The following is a 23,067-nucleotide window of genomic DNA, read 5'->3' as shown; positions in this document are numbered from 1 at the left end:
TAAATAGTTTGTGCTTAATACTGAGGTTGAAAAAATGAAAGCAGGTGTATTTAAATTTGGAGCCAATCTCTGGCCGCCACTATTTTTCTCCGGTATCAAGTTAACCTATCTCGCAGCAGATTATCGCGAAGCGCATGTCACCTTAAAGCTGCGTTGGTATAACCAAAATTACGTCCGTACCCAATATGGCGGCAGCTTATTTTCCATGACTGATCCTTGGTACATGCTGATGATCATGAACAATCTCGGGCGCGATTATTTTGTGTGGGACAAACACGCCGAGATAGATTACATAGCTCCCGGCAAAACCCATGTACATGCTCACTTCAGTATTAACGATGAAATCCTTGATGATATTCGTGCAAAAACCGCCGGCGGTGAAAAATACGTGCCCGAGTTTTTGGTTGAAATCAAAGATGATGACGGTCAATTAGTTGCACGGGTAAAACGCCGCGTCTATATCAAATTAAAACCTCGTGCACGGGATAATTAAATTTAACTCTCGCACGTCTGATAGCTGGAAAATTTTATGATTAATGTTGCTCTCTGCTCTTACGGTATGTCGGGTAAAGTATTTCATGCTCCGCTTATTACTGCGGAATCTGGTTTGCATTTGCATACCATTTTGCAGCGCAGTGAACCTACAGCGTTGGCAGATTATCCTCAGGCCAATGTTGTAAAAACCTTTGAAGAAATTCTTGCCAATCCGGATATTCATTTAGTGGTAGTAAATACGCCGAATGAATTGCATTACCCCATGACAAAAGCGGCCTTAGAAGCTGGCAAACATGTAGTGGTGGAAAAACCCTTTACCCTGAGCCTTGATGAAGGTAATGAATTAATTGTACTTGCGGGTGCGCAGCAAAAAATTCTGGCAGTTTTTCAAAACAAACGTTTAGAGAGCGATCATCTTGATGCGCAAAAAATAATTGCATCGGGTGCGCTCGGGCGTATTGTCGAAGTGGAATGGCATTACGACCGCTACCGTACTAATGTCACTCATAAAAAATGGAAAGAAGACAAACTTCCCGGTTCCGGCACCTGGTTTGATTTGGGGATTCACATGGTAGATTCCATGTTGAGTTTATTTGGCAAGCCTAAAGCTGTGTATGGCGATATGCGCAGCTTGCGTCGTGCGGAAGGATCAACGGATTATTTCAATGTGATTTTTCACTACGATGATATGCGCGTAATCTTGCGCTCCAATACGTTTGTCAGTGAGAAAGGCGCAACGGTAAGTATTCATGGTGATAAAGGTTCATTCCTGAAATTTGGTCAGGATGTACAAGAGGCGCAAATGATGCGTGGCATGATTCCCGGTACTGCGGGATGGGCGCAACCGGGGGAAGATAATTACGGCGTGTTGCACGCTCACAACAACGGCGAAGCAACGCGCACAATTATTCCTGGCCAGCGCGGCTGCTACGAACATTATTATCAAAATATCGCCGCTGCAATTAACGGAGAAAGCGCGCTGGAATTTATGCCGCAACAGTCTTTGCTCGGCGTTGAGTTGTTATTGGCAGGTGAAGAAAGCGCTAGCCGACAACAACTAATCCAACTCTAAATCTGGTGTAGTAACTTATTTCGGTGTCGGGAAATTCCGGAGATTGATCATGAGAAAATATTGGTTATTGTTAGCTGTGTTATTCGTTTCATCCAGCGCGCTTGCGGGGCGCATGCCGGATAGCATTGAAAGCGTTGAGTCTATCGGTAAGGGTTATGTAAAACTGAATATCGCCAAAAATTCTCCGGATGCGGAATACGATTATCAGGTCGTCAGCGCCATCGACATTAAGCGCTTGGTTGGCAGCTCAGATAAAAAGACCTGTTTTATTTTTTATTTCACTGGCATAGAAACACTGAAAATTCCGGTATCCAACCAGGCTTGTAGTGCGATTGTGAAAGAATTAATCCTCGCGCAAAGCTGATAGCCTTTCATTTTCACCTTCTTAACCTTCAGTATTATTTTCACTTGAGGTTGCGACGATCATCACACTCTATCGTCGCGACCGCCATTGTCTTGGCGTCAAAATTCCCATCCGTACTTAGTGGCACTTGTTTGGTTCCAAAGCTAGAACTTCCCACCCAAAGTCGAACCGCAAATCGAAAACTGGGACTGGCCTTTCATTCTCTGCCGTTTTAGGATTTTTTTGCCCGCTATAAATCATGTTTTCCCGGGGTTAGGTTTGGTTATAGCGGAAAATAAATCCCAATAAATGTCTAATCAACTTGAGTAGCTACAACGGGTATGGCCGTTATAGTTGCCGATGAAGGAGAATGTGAAAGTGCAAATAATCAACAAGCGTTCCGCCATTTCTCGTGTTAAAACCCTAGGTCTTTCAGCTGTTGTTGCCAGTGCGGCATTTCTGGGAGCGGTCGATGTAAGCGCGCATGGTTATGTTTCCTCACCAAAAGCCCGCGTCATCATGTGTAAGGAAAATGGTATTGAGAACCCAACCCTTCCTGCGTGCGCCGCTGCAAAAGCGGCAGGCAATGTTGGCTTTTATTCGCCACAAAGTATTGCGATTGGTGGTGTGAAAGATAACCATCAATCGGTAATTGCTGACGGTAAATTGTGTAGCGCCGGTGTAGGTGGTTATGGCGGTCTTGATCTGGCCAGAACCGATTGGCCTGCTACCTCGGTAGCGGCTGGGCCGCGTGAATTTGTATGGACTAACACTGCACAGCACCGCACCATGTACTTCCGTTATTACATTACCAAGCAGGGCTACAACCCGGCGAATCCATTGAAGTGGTCGGATCTGGAGCAAATCCATCAGTCTGCACCAACGGGTCAGGAAGCAACGTCTCGCCACGTGGTGACTCTGCCTGCACGTACTGGTAAACACGTGGTTTACAGTATTTGGCAGCGTGATTACTCAGATGCACCGGAAGGCTTCTATCAATGTATTGATGTGCAGTACGGTGGCTCTAACTCAAGTATTACAACTACCAGCAGTTCAGTACCATCGTCTTCACGCTCATCTGTTTCAACGTCAAGCATAACCAGTGATACCTGTGCTGGTTTGTCTACCTGGAATTCAGCGACTGCGTACACCAATCCACAGCAAGTGAAGTTCAACAACAGACGTTACCAAGCTAACTATTGGACTCAAGGCAACAACCCTGAGTTGACCAATGGCCAATACAACTATTGGTTGGATCTGGGCGCTTGTAATAGCAACCCAACCAGCTCGGTTGCACCGTCTTCAAAATCAAGTTCAGTTGCACCATCCTCAAGATCAAGTTCATCAACACCGACTACTGGCGGCAACTGCTCTTCGCCTAACTATGTAGACGGCGCAACCTATGCAAACAACGCGCTGGTGAAAAACGCTGGCAGTGAATACCGTTGCATCGTTGGCGGCTGGTGTACTGTTGGTGGTCCATACGCGCCGGGCACTGGCTGGGCTTGGACTAATGCATGGACCCTTGTGCGTAGCTGTAACTAATCCATAGCATGTTCGATAAAAACGGCAGCTCAGGCTGCCGTTTTTTTTGCCTCTGCAATAGTTGCGTATACTTGATCCAATAAGATTGCCCACCGCTCGCTTATCAGGCTCAAGCAATGACTCAAGACCTCTCGCGCAACACCAATCGTTTTATTGCCTTCTCGGTATTTTTTACCGCACGCGCCTACTATCCGGTGCTCGCTATTTTATTTCTCGATCTTGGGCTGACGCTCGATCAATTTGTCTTCCTCAACCTTATTTGGGCGCTCACCATTTTTTTATTCGAGGTTCCCTCGGGCGCTCTGGCCGATACTTTTGGGCGCAAACGATTGTTAGTTGCAGCCTCGGTGTTGATGGTGATTGAAATGCTGTGCCTGTTGTTGGCGCCTACCAACGGCGGTGCATTGTTGCTGGCACTTTGTGTTATCAACCGTATCTGTTCCGGATTATCAGAAGCTTGTGCAAGCGGCGCGGATGAGGCGCTGGCTTACGATTCATTGCCACAGGAAAATCGCGCAAGCGCTTGGGATAAATTACTCGCGCAAGTAATGCGTTGGCGCTCGGCCGGTTTTGTGGTGGCGATGATTATTGGCGGTGTGCTGTACGATGCTGACACGATCAATGCCATCTTGCCGGACAGTTTTCATATGAGCGATGAAACTGCGCATCGCCTGCCAGTTGCATTGGTATTGATACAGGCTTTGGTGTGCGTTGTTATCAGTTTGCGGATGCAGGAGCCCGAGCACAGCAATGCTGGCTCAACCGTTGCGCATGCCGTTAAATTAGTAGTGTCTACCGCGCGCTGGGTGTTTACCACGCCGGTGACCTTGGTGGTGATACTGATTGGTGTTGCGCTGGATTCCATCGTGCGCAATTTCGCCACCATCACCAGCAGTTATTATCGACTAATTGAATTGCCGGCGTGGACTTACGGTTTTCTCGGTGCTGCGATGGGATTGTTTGGCTGGTTTGTGCCGGGAATTGCCAAGCGTTTAAATGCGCGTTTCAGCATGCTAACCAATCTGGCTTTGATTGCAGTTATGACGCTCATCAGTTTGGCTGCGCTGGTGCCTGCATGGCCTATCTACGGCGCTATACCAACGCTGTTGTTAATGTCGATGATTGGATTTCTCACCTTCACCGTTAGCCGCGTATTACACGAGCAAGCTGATTCCTCGCGGCGCGCTACTGTGCTGTCGGTGAAAGGGTTGGTCTTTAATCTGGGTTACGGCCTATTTAGTTTGGGCTTTTCTGCGCTGCTCGCGAGCTTTCCTGATTCGCCTGAAGGTGCCTCATTGCGTAATGCGTTGCTGTGGCAGATTCCATTTTTTATCGCCGTTACAACTGCGTTGCTTTGCTTGGCGTTTTTTAAATTGCGCGCCCGAGCAAACGGTTAAGCGCATATAAACTGACGCACCAAAACAGGATCAGCAGCGACAGCAGTAAGATGGCGATGAACGCAAAAATATCCGGTGCTTTCATTAGGGTTGTCATCAGTGAATCCTGATAATAGAAAAACCACTGGTGCCCGTCGGGAAACACCTGCACATGAAACCAATAAAAAACAGCAGTAGGGCCAACAGCCAACACGACAATCGTGACCAACGCGAAACCGGCCAAAAATCCCAGCAGGATTTTTTTAACGGCCGGCAACTTCAGTTTTTTATAATAGGCATAAGCAATTAAACCTATCCAGATTAGCAGGCAAATTATTCCTGTTAGATAAAACACATCAATCAAGTTAGCGACATCTTGCAGGTGAATTATTTCCGCTTCGTGCATCAGTGCCGTGCGCTCGCCGGTTTTTAGCGTGTAACTGATCTCGCCCAAACCTTTGCCGCTGGATTGCACTGCATCGCTAATCTCGCCAAAAAGCCGCCAGTGCTCTGCCGGTGCGGTGAATTCAAAATCCTCTTTAAAGCGGTTGAGCGGAGCATATTCAGCGATGTGTTTGTCCAGATGCAGCAACTGGTAGCCGCTCGGGTACGCAAAATGAAATTGCGCCAACAAATGCCAACTCACCAGCGCGAGTGCGATAAGTTGGCAGGTGAAAAATAATGGCCAGAAAATAAAACGTTTAATCATGTCGAATAACTCGATAGCGGCAAAAATGACAGCGCGGCAAAAATAACACGTAGCTCTTGTGCGCGGCTAGGGTTGCAGCGCGGTGAAGTGTGTCTCCATTATTTAAGCAGCTTTAAAGAAAAAAGCCGCAGAATCATCTGCGGCTTGCTTGCTCCGGCCTTTACCCAGCCAGTCTTTTACTTTGCGGTCAGTATCCTGCCGCTCGGATTTGCGTTTAGCTTTGTTGGTTTTTTCATGCACACCACCTTTACGCATTATCGGGTGGAATGCATGGCCATTGCGTTTTTCCTGTTTCATTGCCAGTTCCTCGTTTGGTTAGCCTTTAATACATAAGACTTGTTTAAGTGTGTGTACCACTTCAATCAGGTCGGATTGGTTGTCCATCACCGTATCTATATCCTTGTACGCCGCTGGAATTTCGTCGATGACGTTTTTGTCCTTGCGGCATTCCACCCCTTTGGTTTGGGCAATCAAATCCTCTTTGCTAAACAGGTTGCGCGCCGCTGTGCGGCTCATTTTCCTGCCTGCACCGTGGGCACAGGAACAAAAAGAATCTGCATTACCTTTGCCGCGCACAATAAATGACTTGGCTCCCATACTGCCGGGGATAATCCCGAGTTCATCAACGCGCGCGCTTATTGCTCCCTTGCGTGTCACATACACATCAGCACCAAAATGGTTCTCGCGACTGACGTAATTGTGATGGCAATTAATCGCGTGGCGATCTGCATGGAATGGGGGCAGGAAAGGTGCAATTGCCCGCACTACCAAGCCCATCATTTCCTCGCGATTGATACGCGCATATTCCTGTGCCCAATTTACCGCTGCAACGTAATCCACAAAATACTCGCTGCCTTCGGTGAAGTAGGCGAGGTCTTTGTCTGGCAAGTTATGGATATGTTTGCCCATATCCTTTTTCGCCAGCTGGATAAAGTATTGGCCGATGGCATTGCCAATTCCGCGACTGCCGGAGTGCAACATCACCCACACGTCCTTACTGTCATCCACGCAGATTTCAATAAAGTGGTTGCCGCTGCCCAGTGTTCCCAATTGCTTGGTCCAAATGGTGTTGGGCTGCTTCAACATCTTCATCACCGTCGGATGTTTTTCAAAAAGCCACTCAACACCATGCGCCAATTTGTTGCAGCTACTGGTGCGCACGTTAATGGTTTTGTGCGCTGCCAAACCGACGGGCACCGCGCGTTCGATTGCACTGCGCATCGCTGCCAGGTTATCCGGCAGCTGCGCTGACTTAATCGACAAACGCACTGCACTCATCCCGCAACCAATATCCACACCGACTGCAGCGGGGATGATGGCATTGAGCGTCGGTATTACCGAGCCGACAGTTGCACCAATTCCCAAATGGACATCCGGCATAGCTGCTATGTGCGAATGCACAATTGGCAGCTGTGCGATTTTTTTCAATTGGGTCAGTGCTTCGTTTTCAATATCCTTGGTGTAAATCTTTACCGGTTTGAAACCATTACCGGCATTTTTGTTCAATTCTATTTTTACAGGCATAAAAATCCCTTAAACGATTGTTAACAATCATTTTTTTGCACTAGAAAATAAAACCTTCGCGCTGGGTAATTGCAATTCCAGTAAAGAAAAAGCCCCGATCAGTTTCCCGATCAGGGCTTTGGGTATTGCGCCTGGCTCGGAAGGTTCGTATTGTTGACCTTCCAAGCGAGTACTCAGAAGGTTTATGCGTTGATATCGTTCGCGTAAGTCATGTTGAGTACTCCTATAGTTGTGCAAGCGAGCTTGCGGTTTGGATGCTACCGAGGCAAGGCCGCGGAAATTGGGCGCGATAATACGCTGAAAATTTTCACTGTCAATAATCTGGAATTATTTTTTCCGGATGGTTGGCGATCTTGCATAGGTTGGTTTTAGTTTTGCTTTGGTTTTGTGTTGATGCGTCACATAAATGTCGCAATTTTGTCATAGACTCCCCGTGTTATTGAGCGAATTCAACTAGGCATGGTGAAGCAGTTCACCCGCGCCTTTTACCAGAGAGATGATATCGTGCCAGAACTAATAGCTCCTCCTGCCAAGAATACCTTTCACACCTACGGAATCTGGTTGTACACCGAAAAAAGCCGCGCGATCAAAGACTTGAAAAAAGAGCGCAGCCCAAGTGTGCATGGAGATAAACACTGGGACTCCAGTTATTTGTTAATGGATTATTTCACTCACAATCCGCTCAAGAAAAAAAGCCGGGTGTTGGATGTCGGTTGCGGTTGGGGGCCAACCTCGATTTATCTGGCGAGCAGTGGTCACGGTGTTACCGGCCTGGATGTTGATGATGAGGTGTTTGCCTTTCTGGATATTCAAGCTGAGTTGAATGGTGTCGAGATTAAAACTCGCCAAGGCGCAATGGCGTCGATGAAAAAAGCGGATCTTTCCAAATACGATGTGATTGTCGGTGGCGATATTTGTTTTTGGGATGAGTTGACGGACGAGTGGTTTGCAATGCTCAAACGCGCTGCCAGTGCGGGCGTTAAAAAGTTGGTGCTAGCCGATCCGGGCCGCAGTCCATTTTTGAATCTGGTCGATAAATGCTACGACCGCTGGGATTGCGAAATGTTTACCTGGTACTGCTTTGAACCCAAACGTTTTACCGGCAGTATTTTAGTGGTAAACCTTGATTCTTGATGTGATTGGCAAGCAGCATTAATCAAGAGAGCATCGTCCCTGATGCGGGGTAAATTATTCTGTTCATGAGAAAATCCTTCTCGTATCGTTATTCTTGAATGTTGTTTTTAGTAAGGTTTACGCCTCGGTAGTTTCGGTCTCGATCAAGCGAGTGCCGAATACCTTGGTGTAATCCAACTGCACATTGTCTGGCTTCTGTAGTTCCTCTCCTGACTTTTGCAGTACCTCCACCACTTTTTCCACTTCTGTGTTTGGCGCTGCGGGCACAAACGGTGCAACGGGTTTAACGTGCTCGTAACGGCCTGACGCAATCACTTCATTTTCATCCAGTGCGCGTTTCAACATCTGCTGCACCTGTGCACTCGGCGAGTCGGCAGGGCAGGCGATCATATCCATATAGTCGATTCCCAAACGGTAAGGTGGCCAACCATTTTCCAAACCGGTTTTTACCAAGTCGCGATAACAATTTTTAGCGCGCGCCACATCTTCTGGATTCTTGCGATCAAACAATACCGGGATTGTTCCAGAAAGCGTGCGCGATGAACGTGAGGTAACGGCGAGCAGTGGATCAAAACCGTTATCCATTAAGCATTTGCTCATCACCGTGCGGTAGCGTTCCACTTCATCTGCAGTAAATGGCACTAGCGGCGCATACCATAAAATACCGGCACCATCTTTAGCCGGATGAGAATTTACATCGAGTTTTTTTGCGGTGGGATCAAGTGCATAGGCGATTTTTAAAAAGGCAACGATCGGATATCCTTCAACTGTCCCTAGCGTATTTACCAGCGCTCCAAAATGGCGACGCAGCGATGAGAATCCCCAAGAGGGTAAATAGTTTTCCAGTTGTTGCAGTAAACGAATTTCATCGGGACTAAAACTCCAAACGCGGCAATTTTTTAAACGGCGACGAATATCTTTTACCGAACCCGCCACTGCAGCGCGTGAGCCGTATAAAGTACCCAAGCCTGTCCATGCGGAAATGTTGCGTTCTTTGGCGAGTTTTTTTAAATAGCCGGCGCGTTCATCGCCTTTCAGTGGCGATGCTAAAGGTGTATCCACTTGAGTGGAGAGAATGCGGCAATCGTTCATCATAATTATGCCGCCGATGCCGGGAATATCCTCGGTGAGTTTGTTCAACTCAGTTTGGCTGGCGATAAACGCATCGTTACTCTTCCATTCAAATACCAGAATGCGTGTGGCTTCCGGTGAACGCGCCAATTGCACACGCGCTTTAGTGACTATGCCAAAGCTGCCTTGGCGTAAAAGCCCTGCCCAGGAATAACCTGTGCCTGCGTTCCAACGCTTCGCCATTTCGGCACAACCCAGATCCTGATATGTGTGGCGAAACTCGGTGCCGTTACCCCAAAACCCTTCCAGTTCACTGATCGCATTAAAGTGATCGGCAATGGGTGTTAAACCATAACCGCCGTCCAACGCATTGCCGAGAATATTTCCGTTCGGTCCGACGCCAGTGGTCGGCACTAATAAATCCGCGCCGCTTTTTTTAATCGCCGCATGCAAATCGGCTTGGGTAACACCGGGTTCAATTAATGCGGTCGAAGAATTTACGTCGATATAAACGCGGCGCAGTTGTGATAGATCCACAATAAAACTGCGGCTATCCACAGGCAGCGAAGTTCCATAACCAAAGTTGCGGCCGCCACTGATCGGCCAAAGTGGAACTTTAAATTCATTAGCGAGCGCCAACACATCCTGGATTGCATCAACTTCTTTAATAATGATGGCTCCGGACGGCAAACGTTGGCTGGCTCCGGTATCTGCACCATATTGAAAAGCCGCTTCCTCACGACTCAAGACTTTGGCACCGGGGATACGCAATACTTCGCTGAAAAAAGAGGTAGTCATGTTCATCTTCCTTTCAAATGCTGAATGACAAAAATTGCTTGAAGAGCAAAGGGTGGGCTTATTTACTGCGTGCGCATAAATGTTCAAAAAAACGGCACTTGCACGGCAGTCAAGCAAGCATCAGCAAGAACTATGACAAGAATAAATTTCTTATTAATTTCAACGACTTTAATTACTGCTGAACAAATATGTGCCAGCGAATTGACGTTTCTAAACACAAAAAATTAATGTAATAAAAATGATTTTGGCGACAGGATTCAAAATGAATTAATTGTAGTAAATGAACGATTTTTATTGCAGGAGGAAGCAGAGAGAAAAAAATGAAATCGATGCAGGAAAAATAGGGGGAAGCAAAAAATAAACTATCTAATGTGCAGAGTGAAATTTTTAAAAAGGCGGGCAATGCCCGCCTTGATTATTAAGCTAATAATTTTTCCAGCGTCCGCTCATAAATCTTAGTCAGCTTTTCCAAATCATCAGCGCTAATGCATTCATTTACTTTATGGATGGTGGCGTTGATCGGGCCAAGCTCCACAACCTGCGCTCCCGTTGGTGCAATAAAGCGCCCGTCAGAAGTGCCACCGGAAGTAGATAATTCGGTATCAAGACCGGTTTCCGATTTAATTGCATCCACAACTGCATTTACCAAATCACCGCGCGGAGTTAAAAATGGTTGGCCGCTTAAAATCCACTGCAAATCATAATTAACCTTGTGCTTATTTAAGATTGCCTCGGTGCGCTCACGCAAAATAGTTTCGGTAAGCTCAGTCGAAAAACGGAAATTGAAAACAACTTCTACTTCGCCAGGGATTACATTGGTAGCACCGGTTCCACCATTAATATTGGACACTTGAAAACTGGTCGCAGGAAAAAATTCATTGCCATTATCCCAATGCTCCGCCGCGAGTTCTGCCAAGGCGGGTGCAAGTTTGTGGATAGGATTATCTGCCAGATGTGGATAAGCCACATGCCCTTGAATGCCTTTCACTTTTAAAATGGCACCGAGCGAGCCGCGGCGACCATTTTTAATCACATCGCCCACCACCTTAGTGCTGGATGGTTCACCCACAATGCACCATGCCATTTTGGTGTTGTGTGCTTCCAGCCACTCAACAACTTTAACCGTACCATTAATCGATGGGCCTTCTTCATCGCTGGTGATCAGAAAGGCGATACGCCCTTTGTGATTCGGGTGTTGGGCGATAAAGTTTTCGCACGCGATAACCATACAGGCGAGCGACCCTTTCATGTCCGCTGCACCGCGCCCATGCAGCATGCCGTCAATAATGCGCGGCTCAAAGGGCGGGTTGTTCCAATTTGTCTCTGGTCCAGTGGGCACTACGTCGGTATGGCCTGCAAACGCGAGTATGGGGCCGTTTTCACCATCCACTCCATCACGGATCGCCCAAAAATTATCTACCTCGCCAAAGCGTAAGCGCGAAGTTTTAAAGCCAATAGCTTCAAGGCGCTGGATCATCATCTCCTGACAGCCATCATCTTCAGGGGTTACCGAGCGGCAGCGGATCAAATCTGTAGCGAGTTGCAGGGTGGGGGTTAACGCAGTAGTCATCGTGTTTTCCAGAATATAAAAAAGATAGGCAATTCTACAGGTTTGCCTAAATCGGCTCTAGCAACGAGTTTGGTATTCAATACCAATAAAAAAACGAGCCAGTAGGCTCGTTTTTTATTTTTTTAATTGAGATCAGCTTAACCTGCCAATCCCACGTAAACCTCATGCACATCATCATCGTTATCAATCGCAGCAAGGAATGCTTCGACTTCTTCCAATGCTTCGCCGGATAAGCTCACGGGGTTTTTTGGTTTGTAGCCGATCTTGGCGGAGACTACGGTAAAGCCTTGGTCGGGCAGGGCTTTTTGTACCAGATCCAAATCGGTTGGGTCGGTGTAAAAGGTTGCGGTGCCGTCATCATCCAATTCGAAGTCTTGTGCGCCTGCTTCAATCGCCGCAGTTTCCACATCGGCGTCAGCATTTACAGCAGTGGCTTCGATAATGCCAAGGTGATCAAAGTCCCATGACACGGAACCTGATGTGCCCAATTGGCCTTTACGGAACAAACCGCGAATATTGGAGATGGTGCGGTTCACGTTGTCGGTGAGGCATTCAACGATCACTGGAACTTGATGCGGTGCGTAACCTTCGTAGGTTACTTTTTCGTAGCTGGCTGCGCCGTCGAGTTGACCTGAGCCTTTTTTAATTGCGCGTTCTAAAGTTTCGCGCGTCATGGACGCTTTTTTTGCTTGAACGATAGCAAGACGCAGGCGCGGGTTCATGTCTGGATCAGCACCGCTGCGTGCAGCGATCATAATTTCTTTGGTGAGTTTGGTAAAAATTTTACCTTTTGCACTAGCGGCTTCTTCTTTGTGTTTTGCTTTCCATTGTGCGCCCATAATTATCGCCTCATTGGGGCGCTACATATTGCGCCCATCGTCTGTGTTAGGGCGCCGCTTTCTGCGCCCGTTGTAATTTATTTTGCATTTATCTGGGCGCTGTAAGCAGCGCCCTTACTATTAATTTACATGCAGTGCTGCGTTTAATTGCAATGCACTTTTATTGGTGACTACTTCCACGCGGCCAGTGATGGAGTTGCGACGGAATACCAGATCAGAAACGCCGGCGAGTTCGCGAGCTTTCAGGGTTTTCACTTCGCTTCCTGCATCGTCCAATACCACTACTTTTGTACCCGCAGTGATGTAAAGGCCCGATTCTACTTTGCAGCGGTCGCCCAATGGAATACCAATACCGGCGTTGGCGCCGATTAAAGATTCTTTGCCAACGGAGATCACGATATTACCACCGCCGGAGAGGGTGCCCATAGTGGAGCTGCCGCCGCCCAAGTCAGAACCGGCACCAACGAATACGCCAGCAGAGATGCGGCCTTCGATCATCGCTGGACCTTCGGTACCTGCATTAAAGTTAACAAAACCTTCATGCATGATGGTGGTGCCTTCACCCAAGTATGCACCCAAACGTACGCGTGCGGTGTGCGCTACACGAACGCCTTTAGGTACAACGTAGTTGGTCATTTTCGGGAATTTATCTACGCAAGATACTTCCAGCTCTTCGCCATTCAAGCGTGCTTGCAATTGACGCGCAGGCAGTTCGTTGACATCGATTGCACCCTGGTTGGTCCAGGCAACATTTGGCAGTACACCGAAAATGCCAGCGAGAATGGTATTGTGTGGTTTAACCAAGCGGTGTGAAAGCAAATGTAATTTCAAATAGCCTTCAGGAACAGAAGCTGGGTTTGTATCTGTGGCGAGCAAAGTAGCAACCAAAGGACGCTTGCTATTGATGAGTGCTTTGGCAATGTCAGCTTGAGCTGTGTCGCCTGCAGCGGAGAGTGCTTGTGCGATTTCATCTGCTTGACTGTTGGTTAATGCAATTGCCTGATTGCCTTCGGTGTAGCCAACAATATTTGCGATAGCACTTGCGCTGGCTTCTGATGGGTTAAGTTGTGGCAGTGCATAAAATACTTCTAGCCATTCACCTTTTGAATTTTGTGTGCCAATACCTAAACCGAGTGCGTAGAGTTGAGTCATAATTTTTCCTGACAATAGTTTCAATAATTAATTAAAAAGTGTTGCGTATTCTGCGTCTTTAAAACCGACGTGTTTTTGCTTACCGGTATCAAGCAGTGGGCGTTTGATCAGCGTTGGATTAGCGCTAACAATTGCTGGTGCAGTAGCTTCTGAAAACGTGGCTTTGGTGGCTTCGTCCAATTCTTTCCAGGTTGTACTGCGTTTGTTGATCAGTGTTTCCAGTCCGATCTCGGAAATCCAACTGCTAACTTGCGCAGCGGTCAGACCATCTGCACGAAAATCGTGAAAGTGGTAATCCACTTTGTTTTGTTCAAGCCAGGTGCGAGCTTTTTTTACTGTGTCGCAGTTTTTAATGCCGTATAACGTAGTCATAAATTTAAGGCTTCAATACAATTTTGGGTTTCTTGCGGGTCGGATAACAAGTCTTGCAAATTTCACAAGCGGTGCCGTCGCAACCTCGGGCCGAGCAAAACTCGCGGCCGTAATAAATAATTTGCAAATGCAACGCATTCCATGTGTCTTGCGGGAACAATCGTTTTAAATCCTTTTCGGTTTGCACTACATTTTTGCCGTTGGTTAATCCCCAGCGTTGTGCGAGGCGATGGATGTGAGTATCCACCGCAAATGCGGGATGACCAAACGCTTGGCTCATCACCACACTCGCTGTTTTGTGACCAACACCGGGTAAGCGCTCCAACGCTTCCCAATCGGCGGGGACTTGGCCTTGATGTTCATCGATCAGCATTTGTGACAACACTGAAATCGCTTTGGATTTTTGCGGCGATAAGCCGCAAGGGCGAATAATTTCCTGAATTTTTTCGACTGGCAATTTGGCCATGTCGTAAGGATTATCCGCCAGCGCAAACAGCGCTGGGGTCACCGTATTTACGCGTTCGTCGGTGCACTGCGCGGAAAGCAAAACCGCAACCAATAATGTGTAGGCGTCTTTGTGTTGCAATGGAATCGGCGGATTCGGATAAAGTGTTTGCAGCTTGTGCAAAATAAACTCGACCCGTTCCGCTTTAGTTAAATTTTTCTCGCCACTCATAAAGATTGTACAAACGCCTTGATTCGCTCGGCTGCTTGAATGCATTCGGCCAGTGGTGCAACCAAGGCGAGGCGCACATGATTTTCGCCAGGGTTAATGCCATCTGCTGCGCGGGCCAAATAACTGCCGGGCAAAACGGTTACTTTTTGCTGAGCATAAAGTTGTTGGGCAAAGTCTTCACCTTTAATTGGCGTTTTAGGCCAAAGGTAAAAACTGGCATCCGGTTTTTCTACGGCTAATACACCATCCAGTATTGCTAATACTGCATCGAACTTTTGACGATAAGCTTCACGGTTGTCGATTACGTGGCTTTCGTCTTGCCAAGCCGCCAGGCTGGCGAGCTGCGTTGGTACAGGCATGGCGCAGCCGTGATAGGTACGATAAAGCAAAAACTTTTCCAGTATTTTTGCATCACCACCGACAAAGCCTGAACGCAAGCCGGGCAGATTGGAGCGTTTGGAAAGGCTATGAAATACCACGCAGCGAGAAAAATCATCGCGCCCTAATTCAGCACAGGCTTGCAGTAATCCTACCGGTGGATTTTGTTCATCAAAATACAGCTCTGAATAACATTCGTCAGAGGCGATTACGAAATCGTATTGATCAGCAAGGGCAATCAATTGTTTTAACTGCGCACTGCTCATGACTGCGCCGGTTGGATTGCCGGGCGAGCAAATAAATAATAACTGGCAACGCTCCCACACCGCTGCAGGTACTGCTGCGAAATCGGGGATAAAATGATTGTCCGGTGTGCAGTTTAAAAAGTAGGGTTCTGCACCCGATAAAATCGCTGCACCTTCATAGATTTGATAGAAGGGGTTAGGCGATACAATCAGCGGATTTGGTTTGTTGCGATCAACAATCGCTTGCGCAAATGCAAACAGCGCTTCGCGTGTGCCATTCACGGGTAATACGTGTTTGTCTGCGGTGAAAGTTCCGGTATTTAATTGAAAGCGCTTGGCTGCCCAAGTGGCAATGGCTTCGCGTAATTCAGGCAAACCTTTTGTGGTTGGATAATTGGAAAGCTTCCCCAGATTTTTTACTAAGGTTTCCAGTACAAACGCGGGCGGCTCATGTTTGGGTTCGCCGATCGATAGCATAATATCGTTAAGTTGCGCCGGTGGAGTGACTGCGGCTTTGAGCGCGGCAAGTTTCTCAAACGGGTAGGGATGAAGCTGGTTTAAATCCGGATTCATAATCGTATGGCCAAGCTAAATTAAAGTTTGTCGACGCGCTTATCCAGCTGTTCGCGAATTTCCTGTTGTAGTTTTTCGCAAACATCGGGATCACTCAAAGGTTTACCTTCGTTGGTGACGATAAAGAAAATATCTTCTATGCGTTCGCCAAGCGTAGCAATGCGCGCATTGAGTAATTGGATATCAAAATCCATAAAGATACGGCCAATGCACGCGAGCAGGCCGGGGCGGTCGGGGCTGATTACTTCCAACACGCTGCAATTGCGAATAATGTCGGTATTGAGTGAGGTGCGAGTAGGTGATGCAAAATATTTCAGGCGGCGCGGAGTGCGGCGACCAATGACTTCGCGATAGTTATCATTCACCAAGCCGAGTTCGTCGATTAACGCTTGCTGGATTTGTTTGAGCAGAGTTGGATTGTTGCCTAGCGGTTCACCGTTTTCGTTGAGCACAAAAAAGGTATCAATGGTGTAACCGGCTTTGGAGCTGTAAATCTTCGCATCTTGAATGCTGAGGTTACAGTTGCTCAGTGCAGTAGCTGCGGCAACAAACACATTTTTTTGGTTCTTGCTGTAAACGAAAATTTGTGTCGCACCAGCCAATTCTTTGCTACTGGTTTTTTTAATCAGTACTAGCGGTTTGTCGTCGGTACGTGCGGCAATTGCCTGTGTGTGCCAGGCGATATCGGCAAAGTTTTCACGCAAGAAATAATCGTCGCCCATGTCGCCCCAGAGCGCGAGCACCTGTTCTTTACTCATGCCTTTGCGCGCAAGTTTACGAATCGCTGCTTGTTGGGTTTCTTCAATCAGATCTTGCTTATCAACGTTATTTTCCAAACCACGGCGCAATGCGCGGCGCGTATCCAGATATAAGTTGCGCAACAAGCTCGCACGCCAGGTGTTCCACAATTCTTTGTTGGTGCCGTTAATATCGGCAACGGTCAGACAGTACAGATAATCCAGATGCAACTGATCGCCCATGGCGAGTGCAAATTTATGGATGACTTCCGGATCGGAAATATCCTGTTTTTGCGATACTTGTGACATCAACAGGTGTTTTTCAACCAGCCAGCAAATCAAGCGGGTTTCGCGTGGGGAGATTCCGTGGCGTACGCAAAATTCTTCGGCATCCACGGCACCCAGTGTTGAGTGATCGCCACCGCGGCCTTTGCCGATATCGTGATACAAACCAGCGATATAAAGCAGCTCCAGCTTCGGCAGTCGGTTCATAATAGTTGCAGCGACCGGGAAATCTTCTTTTGCGGACGGCAGCAAAAAGTTACACATGTTCTGCACTACTTTTAAGGTATGCGCATCCACTGTGTAGATATGGAATAAATCGTGTTGCATCTGCCCGGTAACTAAACCGAACTCAGGCAAATACAAACCGAGAATACCGTAGCGCGACATACGCTTTAATTGTTCAACCAAACCGGCAGGATGCTGCAAGAGTTTGATAAACATTTGCGTGTTTTTTGGATTGGAGCGGAAGTTGTCATCGATTAAATGACGGCTCTCGCGAATCCAGCGAATGGTAGATGCACGCACACCTGCGATCTGTGGGTTTTGCGCCATTAGCACAAACATTTCCAGCAGTGCGGAAGGGTTTTCTTCAAACACGTAGGTGTGGGTTGCCTCGATAAAATCATCGCGCAACTGAAAGCGTTCGTTAATCGATACGACGCTTTTGGTTTTGCCTTTTTTTAGAATAGCTTCAGACAAAAATTGCAGCACTACATCGTTAAGCTCGCGCAATGCCAGCACCGTGCGATAGTACTTATGCATGAACTGTTCAACGGCAAGTCCTTCATGGTTATCGGTGTAACCAAATATTTTTGCAATTTCGCGCTGGTAATCAAACAGCAAACGCTCTTCCGGTCGCTTGGCGACCATATGCAACGCATAGCGTACACGCCATAGATATTCTTCACCCGAGTTGAGTAGTGAAAACTCTTCGTCGGTAAAAAATCCTTTACCTTCTAATTGTCGCAGGGTGCGCACGCCGAAGTAGCGTTTAGTTACCCAATTAATTGTTTGGATATCGCGCAAGCCGCCCGGTGCATTTTTGATATTGGGTTCGAGGTTGTATTCTGTATCGTTGTATTTTTTGTGGCGATCCAGTTGTTCCTGGTATTTCGCGCGAAAAAACTCTTCAATCGGCCAAATTTTATCGGGCGTTGATGCTTGCAGTAATTCGTAGCGCAGCGATTGGTCGCCTACGAGTGTGCGCGATTCCATAATGTTGGTGGCAACGGTGATATCGGTGCGCGCAATTTCAATGGTTTGTTTAACCGTGCGCACGCTACTGCCGATTTCGAGGCCTATATCCCACAGCAAGGTGAGGAATTTTTCGATATTGTCTTTGCAGCTTTCAAAAATTTCCGGGCGATGCAGGATCAATAAATCGATATCTGAACCGGGATGCAATTCGCCGCGACCATAGCCGCCCACTGCTTCAAGGCTGATGCTTTCCGGCCACTCAAATTGATACCAGGCGTAGTGCAATACACAATCGATAAACAGGGCGCGTTCGTAAACCAGTGCGCGAATATCTTCGCCTTCGATAAAGCGACGATTCGCTTGAGTGCCTGCCGCATTAATCGCATCTTTGAACACAGTAATGATCGGTTTTTCTGCGAGTGCGCGACGAAAGCGGCTTTGATCGAAGAAAAATAATGGCCGTTCAAAGTAGGGCACCGCTGATATCGACATGGGCTTGCTGGGTTCCTGAGGCGATTGAATTTGCGTAGGTTGTTTTTCAGCGGTTGATGCGGGTTTGTTAAAAACCCGCTTTAAAAAATTGGGCAGGCTCATTGGTTAAAAAACTTCGCCGGTGCGCGCGGTAAGTACTTCAACACCATCTTTGGTGACTACCATGGTGTGTTCCCATTGCGCCGAGAGGCGGCCGTCTTTTGTTTCGACAGTCCAGCCATCGCTCTTTAATTTGGTGTGCGGTTTGCCCGCATTGATCATTGGCTCAATGGTGAAGGTCATGCCTTCTTTTAATTCCATTCCGGTACCGGGGCGGCCGTAATGCAGAATTTGCGGATCTTCATGAAATACTTTTCCGATACCGTGGCCGCAATATTCGCGCACTACCGAGTAATAACTACCTTCGGCGTGCTGTTGGATTACATGGCCGATATCGCCCAAACGGCAGCCGGGTTTAACTAGCTTGATCGCTTTGTACATGCATTCCTGGGTGATATTCACCAAGCGCTCGGCGTGAGGAGCGGGTGCACCGACAAAATACATCGCACTGGTATCTCCGTGGTAACCCTCATAAATCACGGTGACATCGATATTGATAATGTCGCCTGCTTTAAGGACTTTTTTCTCGGACGGAATACCGTGGCAAACCACTTGGTTGACGGATGTACAAATAGACTTGGGAAAGCCGCGATAGCCAAGGCAGGCAGGGATGGCTTTTTGTACATTCACAATATGGTCGTGACAGATTTTATCCAGCTCTTCAGTGGTAACACCGGGTTGGACAAAAGGGCCAATCATTTCCAGCACTTCAGCAGCCATACGGCCAGCGACGCGCATTTTTGCGATTTCTTCCGGAGTTTTGATAGTAACTGACATGAATTCGGGCAATCTCGGCGGGTGATTAAAAGTTGCAGCATTCTAAACGATTCAGCCCCTTTTTGACCAAAATCCAGTGTAATTGTTGCCAGTCGGTTTATTTAAGATGAAATAACCAAAGTTAATATATATTAAGTGTAAATAATAATTACTTGTATTTGTATGTTTATAGCACTAACTTTATCAAAGATGAATTTTGATCAAGAGAGGCTCGCTATGCATGCCCAACTTACTGCTTCGGAAGACCAACAGCTGATTCTGGATGCTTGGGTGCAGGCGATTCAGTCAGGTAACCAGGCCTTTTCGTCTGGGAACAATAAAAAGGCGCGGGTTAGTTATCAGACTGCCTTGCGCGTAGTGCGCTCTATGGTTAAGTCGACTGATGGTTGGGGGTATGCAATTCCCGAGCATCAGGTAGATGCCATCATGGCTGCTTTAGTGGTGAGCCAACACAATCTGGCGGATTTGTATGTGCATGCCGGTTTGCTTGGGCGAGCGGCGGAGCATTTGTGTGCGGCGCATCAGGCGATTTTTGATTTGCTTCGCCATCCGGTTGATTCGGTGGCGGAGCTGGCACAGCGGCATCTGAATATGACCCGCATGGAGCTAATGACCTTTCTGCAAAGTTACGGTGATTATCCTCTGATCAGCCAAACACTCTGCGCAACCCAGATGCCTTTCCCTCGAAATTCTCCGCTCACTCATTGAGTGCGTCTTTTTAACCCCGAAACAAGGAACTCAAACGATTATGACTTACACACTTCCTGCGCTTGATTACGCATACGACGCTCTTGAGCCTCACATCGATACCAAGACGATGGAAATCCACCACAGCAAGCACCATCAGGCTTATATCAACAACCTGAACGCGGCTATTAAAGATACCGAATACGAAAGCCGTACGTTGGAGCAGTTGCTCAACGGCATTCAGTCGCTCCCTGAAAAATTGCGCGATGCGGTGCGCAATCACGGCGGCGGCCACGCTAACCACAGTTTGTTTTGGAAAGTGATGGCTCCTGACGGTGGCGGTGAGCCAAGTGGCGCATTGGCGGCGGCGATTAATGCTGACTTGGGTGGATTGGATGCATTTAAACAGGCATTTACGGCGGCTGCACTTACTCGTTTTGGTAGTGGTTGGGCGTGGTTGTCAGTGACTCCAGAGAAGAAGCTGGTGGTTGAAAGTAGTGGCAATCAGGACAGTCCTCTAATGAGCGGTAATACACCGATCCTCGGTTTGGATGTGTGGGAGCATGCCTATTACTTGCTCTACCAAAACCGTCGCCCTGAATACATTGCGGCGTTCTACAATGTAATTAGTTGGCCTGAAGTTGAGCGTCGCTACCAAGGCGCGCTGGCATAAGGGAGCAATAAACGAATGAGCAATGCGACCTCTGGCGAGAATACGGGTTTGATGACGGCGTTCCTTAACTGGATTCGCGCATCCTTGTTTCGCCGTACCTTGGGGATAACCATCAATGTGTTGGGCTTGGCGGTGTTGGTCTACACCTGCTGGGGTGAGTTGGAGCTAATGCCCAATGTGCCCCAGGCGTTACATGGAGGTTTTATTGCTGCAGGATGCACAGCATTGGGGGCATTGCTCATCCTGTTATTTCGCAATCTGTCCGGCAAGGTTCAGGATGGTCTTTTGGGGTTTGGCGCGGGCGTTATGCTCGCGGCTTGCGCCTTCTCTTTAATAATTCCCGGTCTGGATGCTGCCAGAAATATTGGTCTGAATGGTTGGCAAGCAGCTGGCACCATTGGCCTCAGCTTGGCGCTCGGTAGCGGTCTAATGTTGTTGATCGACAGTCGTCTGCCACACGAGCATTTCATTAAGGGAGTGGAGGGGCCAGCCTCAATCATTCGTCGCACCTGGCTTTTTGTATTCGCGATTACCTTGCACAATCTGCCCGAAGGTCTGGCGATTGGCGTTGCTTACGCCAGCGGTACAGAGGTGGGCGATGCGTTGATGACCGGTATTTCCATTCAGGATATTCCAGAGGGATTGGTGGTCGCCATCGCGTTGGTGGCTGCGGGTTATTCGCGTACCAAGTCGATTCTTATCGGTGCAGCATCGGGATTGATTGAGCCGGCCGGAGCGGCGCTGGGTGCGGGTATTGTCAGTCACTCAATTCTGCTGCTGCCGTGGGGTTTAGGTTTTGCAGCGGGCGCAATGCTGTTTGTGGTCAGTCACGAAATTATTCCTGAGTCGCACCGCAAAGGCCATGAGATCCATGCCACCAGCGGTTTAACCATCGGCTTTATTTTGATGATGATTTTGGATAACGCGTTCCAATAATTCATCTGCACTGCAAATCGAACAAAACAAAAAAGGGGCCTTTTGGCCCCTTTTTTATCTAGCTGCTTTATATGCAGGCGATTACACCGCTCGGCTGCGCAGGGTCGATAGCGCATGTATCACGCCGCGCAGTTCTGCCAAACCTTTCATGCGGCCTGCATAAGAATAACCGGGGTTGATGCCGGCTTTGCCGATTTCATCGCCCATTAAATGGCCGTGATCGGGACGCATCGCAATTTTAGGAAGATTGACTCCTGCTTTGGTGCGACGTTCTTCTTCATCTAATAGCGCATCAATCAAGCCGACCATATCGTTGTCACCATCGAGATGGTCAGATTCGTAGAAAGAGCCATCATCTTCGCGTTTGATATTGCGCAAGTGTACAAAGTAAATGCGCTCACCGAATTCACGAGCCATGGCGACCAGATTGTTATCGCAGCGCGCGCCGTAGGATCCTGCGCACAGGGTCAGCCCATTTGCCGGGCTTGGCACAGCTTCAAGCAAAGCGCGCGCATCATCCGCAGTAGAAACGACGCGTGGTAAACCAAACAGTGAGAACGGTGGATCATCGGGGTGGATTGCCATGCGCACGCCGGCTTCTTCGGCGACAGGAATGATCTCGCGCAGGAAGGCAAACAGGTTGGTGCGCATACCTTCATCGCCCATTTGGATAAACAGGTCGATAGCGGCGCGTATGCCGTCGCGGTCGTAAGAACCTTCGCCGCCAGGTAAACCGGCGATGATGTTCTTCTCTAGCAGGACTTTTTCTTCGTCGGTCATTGCATCAAGGCGCGTTTTGGCTTTGGCAAGCACGTCAGGACGATAGGATTGTTCGGCGCCAGGGCGCTTGAGGATGTAGGCATCATATGCGGCAAAATCGCTCATCTCAAAACGCAGCGCGCGGGCATTGTTTGGCAGGGTGTAATTAAGGTTGGTGCGGGTCCAATCGACCACAGGCATAAAGTTGTAGCACACATCGTAAACACCGGCGGCGCCGACGTTGCGGATCGACTCTTTATAGTTGTCGATATATTGCTGGAAATTTCCGGTGCGGGTTTTGATGTCGTTATGTAGCGGAATACTTTCGATAACCGCCCACTCAAGGCCGCTGGCCTCGATCAATTGTTTGCGCTCGATAATGTCGGCCATTGGCCAGACCGCACCGGTCGGAATATGGTGTAGGGAGGTCACAATGCCGGTCGCCCCTGCTTGGGCGATGTTTTGCAGGCTAACGGTATCTTTAGGGCCAAACCAGCGCCAGGTTTCTTTCATCTTATTACTCTCGGGATGTTTTTCGAAATTATGGGTGGGG

At 48.1% G+C, this 23,067-nt stretch carries 22 protein-coding genes; 9 read left to right on the top strand and 13 right to left on the bottom strand.

Annotated elements, in window-relative coordinates; genetic code table 11:
* The first annotated feature begins 34 nt into the window (after positions 1–34).
* The 5 genes from AAGC78_RS08690 to AAGC78_RS08670 all read left to right on the top strand — a co-directional run bounded on the left by AAGC78_RS08690 (position 35) and on the right by AAGC78_RS08670 (position 4,852).
* The gene (locus AAGC78_RS08690) at positions 35–493 is read left to right on the top strand and encodes a DUF4442 domain-containing protein (protein ID WP_435783669.1); all 459 of its coding nucleotides are present in this window, start codon (positions 35–37) and stop codon (positions 491–493) included.
* A 36-nt stretch (positions 494–529) separates the two neighbouring features.
* Entirely contained in the window at positions 530–1,567 is a 1,038-nt protein-coding gene (locus AAGC78_RS08685) for a Gfo/Idh/MocA family oxidoreductase (protein ID WP_435783668.1), read from the top strand.
* A 49-nt stretch (positions 1,568–1,616) separates the two neighbouring features.
* Entirely contained in the window at positions 1,617–1,931 is a 315-nt protein-coding gene (locus tag AAGC78_RS08680; protein WP_435783667.1) for a hypothetical protein, read from the top strand.
* A gap of 351 nt (positions 1,932–2,282) precedes the next feature.
* Complete coding sequence (locus tag AAGC78_RS08675; RefSeq protein ID WP_435783666.1) at positions 2,283–3,455, top strand: lytic polysaccharide monooxygenase; 1,173 nt, start codon at positions 2,283–2,285, stop codon at positions 3,453–3,455.
* Between the two features lie 116 nt (positions 3,456–3,571).
* Positions 3,572–4,852 carry an MFS transporter gene (locus AAGC78_RS08670; protein ID WP_435783665.1) on the top strand — a complete coding sequence of 427 codons (1,281 nt, stop codon included), beginning with the start codon at positions 3,572–3,574 and terminating at the stop codon, positions 4,850–4,852.
* Here AAGC78_RS08670 and AAGC78_RS08665 read toward each other — a convergent pair.
* The 3 genes from AAGC78_RS08665 to AAGC78_RS08655 all read right to left on the bottom strand — a co-directional run bounded on the left by AAGC78_RS08665 (position 4,824) and on the right by AAGC78_RS08655 (position 7,064).
* Positions 4,824–5,540, bottom strand: coding sequence for a DUF1461 domain-containing protein (locus AAGC78_RS08665; RefSeq protein ID WP_435783664.1), 717 nt, complete (start codon positions 5,538–5,540; stop codon positions 4,824–4,826). The genes AAGC78_RS08670 and AAGC78_RS08665 overlap by 29 nt on opposite strands.
* Before the next feature lie 102 nt (positions 5,541–5,642).
* On the bottom strand, positions 5,643–5,837 hold the full coding sequence (locus tag AAGC78_RS08660) for a hypothetical protein (protein WP_435783663.1): 195 nt from the start codon (positions 5,835–5,837) through the stop codon (positions 5,643–5,645).
* Between the two features lie 18 nt (positions 5,838–5,855).
* Positions 5,856–7,064 (bottom strand): RtcB family protein, encoded by a 1,209-nt coding sequence (locus AAGC78_RS08655; RefSeq protein WP_435783662.1) that lies wholly within the window; start codon positions 7,062–7,064, stop codon positions 5,856–5,858.
* A 504-nt stretch (positions 7,065–7,568) separates the two neighbouring features.
* Here AAGC78_RS08655 and AAGC78_RS08650 point away from each other — a divergent pair.
* Positions 7,569–8,198 carry a class I SAM-dependent methyltransferase gene (locus AAGC78_RS08650; protein WP_435783661.1) on the top strand — a complete coding sequence of 210 codons (630 nt, stop codon included), beginning with the start codon at positions 7,569–7,571 and terminating at the stop codon, positions 8,196–8,198.
* A 117-nt stretch (positions 8,199–8,315) separates the two neighbouring features.
* On the opposite strand, the gene AAGC78_RS08645 is transcribed toward AAGC78_RS08650, so the two are convergent.
* The 9 genes from AAGC78_RS08645 to map form a co-directional block, all read right to left on the bottom strand.
* The gene (locus AAGC78_RS08645) at positions 8,316–10,067 is read right to left on the bottom strand and encodes an FAD-binding oxidoreductase (protein WP_435783660.1); all 1,752 of its coding nucleotides are present in this window, start codon (positions 10,065–10,067) and stop codon (positions 8,316–8,318) included.
* A 418-nt stretch (positions 10,068–10,485) separates the two neighbouring features.
* The gene (gene dapE, locus AAGC78_RS08640) at positions 10,486–11,637 is read right to left on the bottom strand and encodes a succinyl-diaminopimelate desuccinylase (protein ID WP_435783659.1); all 1,152 of its coding nucleotides are present in this window, start codon (positions 11,635–11,637) and stop codon (positions 10,486–10,488) included.
* A gap of 137 nt (positions 11,638–11,774) precedes the next feature.
* The gene (locus AAGC78_RS08635; RefSeq protein WP_435783658.1) at positions 11,775–12,476 is read right to left on the bottom strand and encodes a YebC/PmpR family DNA-binding transcriptional regulator; all 702 of its coding nucleotides are present in this window, start codon (positions 12,474–12,476) and stop codon (positions 11,775–11,777) included.
* 120 nt (positions 12,477–12,596) lie between these two features.
* Positions 12,597–13,628 (bottom strand): 2,3,4,5-tetrahydropyridine-2,6-dicarboxylate N-succinyltransferase, encoded by a 1,032-nt coding sequence (gene dapD / locus AAGC78_RS08630; protein ID WP_435783657.1) that lies wholly within the window; start codon positions 13,626–13,628, stop codon positions 12,597–12,599.
* 27 nt (positions 13,629–13,655) lie between these two features.
* Entirely contained in the window at positions 13,656–14,000 is a 345-nt protein-coding gene (locus AAGC78_RS08625) for an ArsC family reductase (protein ID WP_435783656.1), read from the bottom strand.
* A 4-nt stretch (positions 14,001–14,004) separates the two neighbouring features.
* Positions 14,005–14,676, bottom strand: coding sequence for an endonuclease III (gene nth / locus AAGC78_RS08620; protein WP_435783655.1), 672 nt, complete (start codon positions 14,674–14,676; stop codon positions 14,005–14,007).
* The gene (dapC, locus tag AAGC78_RS08615; RefSeq protein ID WP_435783654.1) at positions 14,673–15,872 is read right to left on the bottom strand and encodes a succinyldiaminopimelate transaminase; all 1,200 of its coding nucleotides are present in this window, start codon (positions 15,870–15,872) and stop codon (positions 14,673–14,675) included. The genes nth and dapC overlap by 4 nt, the downstream gene beginning before the upstream one ends.
* Before the next feature lie 20 nt (positions 15,873–15,892).
* Entirely contained in the window at positions 15,893–18,583 is a 2,691-nt protein-coding gene (locus AAGC78_RS08610) for a [protein-PII] uridylyltransferase (RefSeq protein ID WP_435783653.1), read from the bottom strand.
* 105 nt (positions 18,584–18,688) lie between these two features.
* On the bottom strand, positions 18,689–19,459 hold the full coding sequence (map, locus tag AAGC78_RS08605; protein WP_435783652.1) for a type I methionyl aminopeptidase: 771 nt from the start codon (positions 19,457–19,459) through the stop codon (positions 18,689–18,691).
* 216 nt (positions 19,460–19,675) lie between these two features.
* Between map and AAGC78_RS08600 the strand changes: the two genes are divergently transcribed.
* Genes AAGC78_RS08600 through AAGC78_RS08590 form a run of 3 tightly spaced genes read left to right on the top strand, consistent with a single transcriptional unit; the run spans position 19,676 to position 21,755 of the window.
* Positions 19,676–20,167, top strand: coding sequence for a hypothetical protein (locus tag AAGC78_RS08600; protein ID WP_435783651.1), 492 nt, complete (start codon positions 19,676–19,678; stop codon positions 20,165–20,167).
* Positions 20,168–20,207: 40 nt separating this feature from the next.
* Positions 20,208–20,819 carry a superoxide dismutase gene (locus AAGC78_RS08595; protein ID WP_435783650.1) on the top strand — a complete coding sequence of 204 codons (612 nt, stop codon included), beginning with the start codon at positions 20,208–20,210 and terminating at the stop codon, positions 20,817–20,819.
* A gap of 15 nt (positions 20,820–20,834) precedes the next feature.
* A complete protein-coding gene (locus AAGC78_RS08590; protein WP_435783649.1) occupies positions 20,835–21,755 on the top strand; it encodes a ZIP family metal transporter in 921 nt (306 codons plus the stop codon).
* 81 nt (positions 21,756–21,836) lie between these two features.
* Here the strand turns inward: AAGC78_RS08590 and uxuA are convergent, their stop codons facing one another.
* On the bottom strand, positions 21,837–23,027 hold the full coding sequence (gene uxuA / locus AAGC78_RS08585) for a mannonate dehydratase (RefSeq protein ID WP_435783648.1): 1,191 nt from the start codon (positions 23,025–23,027) through the stop codon (positions 21,837–21,839).
* Positions 23,028–23,067: the final 40 nt, after the last annotated feature.

Source organism: Cellvibrio sp., from assembly GCF_039207905.1.
GTDB lineage: Bacteria > Pseudomonadota > Gammaproteobacteria > Pseudomonadales > Cellvibrionaceae > Cellvibrio.
The sequence above is the reverse complement of the archived record's forward strand: the minus strand, read 5'-3'. Positions and strand labels throughout refer to the sequence as shown.

Bases quoted from the DNA above. Each gene is read 5' to 3' on its own strand.
- AAGC78_RS08690 (WP_435783669.1), top strand. From the start codon at position 35: ATGAAAGCAGGTGTATTTAAATTTGGAGCCAATCTCTGGCCGCCACTA.
- AAGC78_RS08685 (WP_435783668.1), top strand. From the start codon at position 530: ATGATTAATGTTGCTCTCTGCTCTTACGGTATGTCGGGTAAAGTATTT.
- AAGC78_RS08680 (WP_435783667.1), top strand. From the start codon at position 1,617: ATGAGAAAATATTGGTTATTGTTAGCTGTGTTATTCGTTTCATCCAGC.
- AAGC78_RS08670 (WP_435783665.1), top strand. From the start codon at position 3,572: ATGACTCAAGACCTCTCGCGCAACACCAATCGTTTTATTGCCTTCTCG.
- AAGC78_RS08665 (WP_435783664.1), bottom strand. From the start codon at position 5,540: ATGATTAAACGTTTTATTTTCTGGCCATTATTTTTCACCTGCCAACTT.
- AAGC78_RS08660 (WP_435783663.1), bottom strand. From the start codon at position 5,837: ATGAAACAGGAAAAACGCAATGGCCATGCATTCCACCCGATAATGCGT.
- AAGC78_RS08655 (WP_435783662.1), bottom strand. From the start codon at position 7,064: ATGCCTGTAAAAATAGAATTGAACAAAAATGCCGGTAATGGTTTCAAA.
- AAGC78_RS08645 (WP_435783660.1), bottom strand. From the start codon at position 10,067: ATGACTACCTCTTTTTTCAGCGAAGTATTGCGTATCCCCGGTGCCAAA.
- dapE (WP_435783659.1), bottom strand. From the start codon at position 11,637: ATGACTACTGCGTTAACCCCCACCCTGCAACTCGCTACAGATTTGATC.
- AAGC78_RS08635 (WP_435783658.1), bottom strand. From the start codon at position 12,476: ATGGGCGCACAATGGAAAGCAAAACACAAAGAAGAAGCCGCTAGTGCA.
- dapD (WP_435783657.1), bottom strand. From the start codon at position 13,628: ATGACTCAACTCTACGCACTCGGTTTAGGTATTGGCACACAAAATTCA.
- AAGC78_RS08625 (WP_435783656.1), bottom strand. From the start codon at position 14,000: ATGACTACGTTATACGGCATTAAAAACTGCGACACAGTAAAAAAAGCT.
- nth (WP_435783655.1), bottom strand. From the start codon at position 14,676: ATGAGTGGCGAGAAAAATTTAACTAAAGCGGAACGGGTCGAGTTTATT.
- dapC (WP_435783654.1), bottom strand. From the start codon at position 15,872: ATGAATCCGGATTTAAACCAGCTTCATCCCTACCCGTTTGAGAAACTT.
- AAGC78_RS08610 (WP_435783653.1), bottom strand. From the start codon at position 18,583: ATGTCGATATCAGCGGTGCCCTACTTTGAACGGCCATTATTTTTCTTC.
- map (WP_435783652.1), bottom strand. From the start codon at position 19,459: ATGTCAGTTACTATCAAAACTCCGGAAGAAATCGCAAAAATGCGCGTC.
- AAGC78_RS08600 (WP_435783651.1), top strand. From the start codon at position 19,676: ATGCATGCCCAACTTACTGCTTCGGAAGACCAACAGCTGATTCTGGAT.
- AAGC78_RS08595 (WP_435783650.1), top strand. From the start codon at position 20,208: ATGACTTACACACTTCCTGCGCTTGATTACGCATACGACGCTCTTGAG.
- AAGC78_RS08590 (WP_435783649.1), top strand. From the start codon at position 20,835: ATGAGCAATGCGACCTCTGGCGAGAATACGGGTTTGATGACGGCGTTC.
- uxuA (WP_435783648.1), bottom strand. From the start codon at position 23,027: ATGAAAGAAACCTGGCGCTGGTTTGGCCCTAAAGATACCGTTAGCCTG.